At 46.6% G+C, this 4474-nt stretch carries 4 protein-coding genes and 4 tRNA genes; 1 reads left to right on the forward strand and 7 read right to left on the reverse strand.

The window, feature by feature from the left end:
• From JK232_RS22700 to JK232_RS22720, 5 genes are all read right to left on the reverse strand, one after another.
• The coding region (locus JK232_RS22700) for a GTP-binding protein (RefSeq protein WP_241506094.1) at positions 1 to 164 on the reverse strand (164 nt) is incomplete at its 3' end.
• A gap of 108 nt (positions 165 to 272) precedes the next feature.
• Positions 273 to 348, reverse strand: a tRNA-Thr gene (locus JK232_RS22705).
• A 6-nt stretch (positions 349 to 354) separates the two neighbouring features.
• Positions 355 to 429 (reverse strand) — tRNA-Gly (locus JK232_RS22710).
• 141 nt (positions 430 to 570) lie between these two features.
• Positions 571 to 655: transfer RNA gene (locus JK232_RS22715), tRNA-Tyr, on the reverse strand.
• A 13-nt stretch (positions 656 to 668) separates the two neighbouring features.
• A tRNA-Thr gene (locus tag JK232_RS22720) sits at positions 669 to 744 on the reverse strand.
• A 427-nt stretch (positions 745 to 1171) separates the two neighbouring features.
• Here JK232_RS22720 and coaA point away from each other — a divergent pair.
• Complete coding sequence (gene coaA / locus JK232_RS22725) at positions 1172 to 2122, forward strand: type I pantothenate kinase (protein ID WP_072933839.1); 951 nt, start codon at positions 1172 to 1174, stop codon at positions 2120 to 2122.
• 28 nt (positions 2123 to 2150) lie between these two features.
• Here the strand turns inward: coaA and birA are convergent, their stop codons facing one another.
• Positions 2151 to 3110 carry a bifunctional biotin--[acetyl-CoA-carboxylase] ligase/biotin operon repressor BirA gene (birA, locus tag JK232_RS22730; RefSeq protein WP_212589719.1) on the reverse strand — a complete coding sequence of 320 codons (960 nt, stop codon included), beginning with the start codon at positions 3108 to 3110 and terminating at the stop codon, positions 2151 to 2153.
• Entirely contained in the window at positions 3107 to 4144 is a 1038-nt protein-coding gene (murB, locus tag JK232_RS22735; RefSeq protein WP_072933835.1) for a UDP-N-acetylmuramate dehydrogenase, read from the reverse strand. The genes birA and murB overlap by 4 nt, the downstream gene beginning before the upstream one ends.
• Between the last annotated feature and the right edge of the window lie 330 nt (positions 4145 to 4474).

Below are 4474 nucleotides of genomic sequence, written 5' to 3' on the forward strand. Positions count from 1 at the left end.
TCCGGTGCGTTATCGATCTGGTCGAAAGCACGCGCCTGGCCACCGAATTTCTTAGCCAGTACGTTGGTGATTGCAGCGGTCAGCGTTGTTTTACCGTGGTCAACGTGGCCGATAGTACCGACGTTAACGTGCGGTTTTTTACGTTCAAATTTTTCTTTAGACATCGATTGTCCCTCTAATACACGAGTAAATCGGTGGTTTCACCACATCAACCAAGCATTTGCTTGCTGAATCCACAACAGAAAGAGAATCAGGGGCGAGATAATAAGAAGTGGTGCTGATAGGCAGATTCGAACTGCCGACCTCACCCTTACCAAGGGTGCGCTCTACCAACTGAGCTATATCAGCACATCTTGGAGCGGGCAGTGGGAATCGAACCCACATCATCAGCTTGGAAGGCTGAGGTAATAGCCATTATACGATGCCCGCATCCTGGAACTCGGCTACCTGATTTTTCTGTAGACTGTTGAAGTCAGAAAGAGGATTGGTAAGTTACGGTCTCTTTCTGCTTCGCCTGAAATCACTCTGGGTCATTTCAAGCTTCCCTATCGCCAGGCGCTAGGGGGAAATTGGTGGTGGGGGAAGGATTCGAACCTTCGAAGTCTGTGACGGCAGATTTACAGTCTGCTCCCTTTGGCCGCTCGGGAACCCCACCTGGTTACTTGATTTGGTGCCGGCTGCCGGAATCGAACTGGCGACCTACTGATTACAAGTCAGTTGCTCTACCAACTGAGCTAAGCCGGCATCAAGTGCAGCGCATTCTAGGGAGACATCCGCACCTATGCAACAAAAAATTTGTTTTTCGTGCGCTTATGCTCAGTTTTTACGCAAATCATTCTTTTTGCGCCCAAACAGAATAGAAAATAGCCAATAAATTGACTTAAGCAGTAAGGAAATGACGGTATGAAACGCGATGTTGTGCCGGCGGTATCCTTCTTTCTTTCCAATTTTAGTACTCAGCGATCCCTCCTACTCTCTTGCTCACCCCGCTCTCTCAAACAAATTTACCGCAGCTATCAACAGATGTTGGAGCTAAGTCTCAAAGAAAACATGCCTTTGTAAGAAAATTGTCTACGTGAAAAATTAAGCTGTTTATAATAGACAGCTTGTTTACTGTCTGGGTAGGCGTACGGCGCCCCTCCCGGCATGCGCTAACAGGCAGACGCAGCTTATGACGAAAAAAGACCAATCCCTGGCGACGCCCTACCTCCAGTTCAACCGGACGCAATGGGCAGCCTTACGTGATTCAGTGCCGCTCACGCTTACCGAAGAAGAGATCGTTAAGTTAAAAGGTATCAATGAAGATTTGTCTTTAGATGAAGTGGCACAGATCTATCTGCCCCTGTCTCGCCTGCTCAACTTCTACATCAGTTCAAATTTACGTCGTCAGGCCGTGCTGGAACAGTTTCTCGGTACTGATGGTCAGAAGATCCCTTATGTTATTGGGATTGCCGGCAGCGTCGCGGTAGGTAAAAGCACCACAGCGCGTTTACTGCAGGCTTTATTAAGCCGCTGGCCTGAACACCGGACAGTTGAATTGATCACGACAGACGGTTTTCTGCACCCGAACAAGGTATTGCAGGAACGTGGGTTAATGAAAAAGAAAGGATTCCCGCAATCCTATGATATGCATAATCTCGTCCGGTTTGTGTCAGAGATTAAATCAGGTGCACAGCAGGTTACAGCACCGGTTTATTCGCACCTGATTTATGATGTTATCCCTGACGGCCATAAAACGATTGAGCAACCTGATATTCTGATTCTGGAAGGGTTGAACGTTTTACAAAGCGGCATGGATTACCCACATGATCCACACCGGGTGTTTGTTTCTGATTTTGTTGATTTTTCTATTTACGTTGATGCGCCAGAAGAGCTATTACAAGGATGGTATATTAACCGGTTCCTAAAATTCCGGCAGGGCGCGTTTTCTGATCCAAACTCATATTTCCATAATTATGCCAAGCTCTCTGAACCAGAGGCGATTAACATTGCTACGCAGCTATGGCGTGAAATTAATGGATTAAATCTGCAAGAAAATATATTGCCCACGCGTGAACGCGCCAGCTTGATAATGACTAAAAGTGCTAATCATGCTGTAGAGTCAGTACGTTTAAGGAAATAATAACAGGGGGTATTCCCCCCCTGTGTTGTTAAACCCCACGTAACGAAATTTCGCCACCGATAAACGGTTTTATGATGCCATCACGCTCCAGCAACAATCCGCCTTGAGTATCAATTCCGCGTGCTATGCCATAAATTTCTTGATCACCAATAAGCAACTTCACTTCACGATCTTTGAAATTATCTAACTGGTTCCAACGTTTAATAAAGGGTGACAGGCCCTCTACTTCAAATTCACGTAGTGCCTGCCTTAAATGCCTCAGCAGCATTGCAGAGAGCTGATTGCGATCAATCACTACACCGGCTTCCTGTAGGTTAATCCAGCCCTGATTGATTGCCTGGCTGTTAGACTCGCGCATAGCCAAATTGATACCTGCGCCGATAACCAGCTGTGCTGCATCACCTGTTTTGCCTGTCAGCTCAACCAAAATACCTGCTAATTTGCGGTCCTGCAGATAGAGATCGTTAGGCCACTTCACTCTGACATCCGCTGCACCTAATTGCTGCAACACCTCAGCCATGACAATACCGATAACCAGGCTGAGCCCCATGGCAGCAGCCGGGCCCTGCTCCAGCCGCCAGAACATGGACAAATAAAGGTTGGCACCAAAGGGCGAAACCCATTGCCTTCCACGACGTCCACGGCCTGCATGTTGATATTCAGCGACACAGGCATCCCCAGACTTCAGCTCGCTAATCCGATCCAAAAGGTATTGATTTGTAGAATCGATAACTGAAAGTACAGTGATATTCCCTTCCGGCAAGTTCGCTATTATTTTTTCTTTATCCAGAAGCTGTATAGGCGCAGGTAAACTGTATCCTTTTCCTGGAATAGTAAAGATGTCTAATCCCCATTCACGGATAGTTTGAATGTGCTTATTCACAGCAGCACGACTCATTCCCAATTCGTTGCCCAGTTGCTCGCCTGAATGAAATTCGCCATCTGATAGGATATGGACAAGATGTAATGGGGTCGTCAGATCTTTCATGAAAGTGCCTCTACAGCATTGACTTCACCGTGTGCTGCAATAAAGCGCACCTCGGGTTCAAGCCAAATGTCAAAACGTGCCGCGACTGTTTCGCGTACATATTTGGCTAATGCTCTAATCTCATCCCCAGATGCCTGCCCCCTATTGATTAAAACCAGCGCTTGTTGGGCATGCACGGCAGCTTGCCCCTGGGCGTGACCTTTCAGGCCACATTTATCAATCAGCCAACCTGCGGCTAACTTAGTCTCACCATTAGCCTGAGGATAGGCAGGAACTTCTGGGAACTCCTGCTGAATTTTTTCTAAAATGGCTTGCGAGACAATAGGGTTCTTAAAGAAACTGCCGGCATTCCCTGTTACCTCAGGATCAGGCAACTTACTACGCCGCATATGGCAAACGGCCTCAAATACATCCTGTGCAGTGGCTGTTGATGCATTTAAATTTCTCAGATCCCCATAACTTAAGGTCGGCTGCCATGCTTTTGGCAGGATAAAGCCCACAGCAGTAATAGCGTATCCCTCACGATATTGATGCTTGAAGATACTTTCACGGTAACCAAACAGACATTCTTCCCGGTTGAGACGGGTCATTTCGCCAGTATGCAAATTAATAATATCGACGTAATTACATACATTCTTCAACTCAATACCGTAAGCACCAATGTTCTGGATAGGCGCAGAGCCAACACAGCCAGGGATCAGGGCTAAATTTTCTAAGCCTTTTATGCCTTGTTCCAAGGTATGGCAAACCAGTTGATGCCAATTTTCACCGGCACCGACTTCCAATAGCCAGTGAGTAGACGTTTCTGAACAGCTAATACCTTTTATGCGATTCAGAATAATAGTGCCATCAAAGTCTTCGAGGAAAAGCATATTACTGCCCTCCCCCATCAATAAAATATCCTGCTGGATTGATGTTGCTGCTTGCCAGGCTGAGAGCAATTTTTCAACAGAATCGGCATTAATGATGTTTTGTGCTTTAGCGTCAATATGGAATGTATTGCAAGACTTCAACGATATTTGGGGATTAGGCATGACTCAAAACTCATCTCAACGGGATCTAAGGTAGTCTACCTGATCCTGGGCCTGGTAGATCGATTGTTTAAAGCCCACAACGCTAAAAGACTCGCTCAATAGCAGGAAGCGATATGACCTATGACAGGACTTTGATCAGAAAGAGAGAATAAGGCTACTACTGACAATAAGAGACTATTGATGCATAAATGGGCATAAGAAATAGATTTGCTCCATAGCAAAAAGGCCATCCTTGCGGATGGCCTCGTGCTTGATTTGATGCCTGGCAGTTCCCTACTCTCGCATGGGGAGACCCCACACTACCATCGGCGCTACGGCGTTTCACTTCTG

This window comes from Nissabacter archeti, assembly GCF_018257325.1.
Taxonomy (GTDB): domain Bacteria; phylum Pseudomonadota; class Gammaproteobacteria; order Enterobacterales; family Enterobacteriaceae; genus Chimaeribacter; species Chimaeribacter arupi.

What these genes read in the sequence shown, in the direction of transcription:
- coaA (WP_072933839.1), top strand. Translation starts at nt 1,172, where the DNA reads ATGACGAAAAAAGACCAATCCCTGGCGACGCCCTACCTCCAGTTCAAC.
- birA (WP_212589719.1), bottom strand. Translation starts at nt 3,110, where the DNA reads ATGAAAGATCTGACGACCCCATTACATCTTGTCCATATCCTATCAGAT.
- murB (WP_072933835.1), bottom strand. Translation starts at nt 4,144, where the DNA reads ATGCCTAATCCCCAAATATCGTTGAAGTCTTGCAATACATTCCATATT.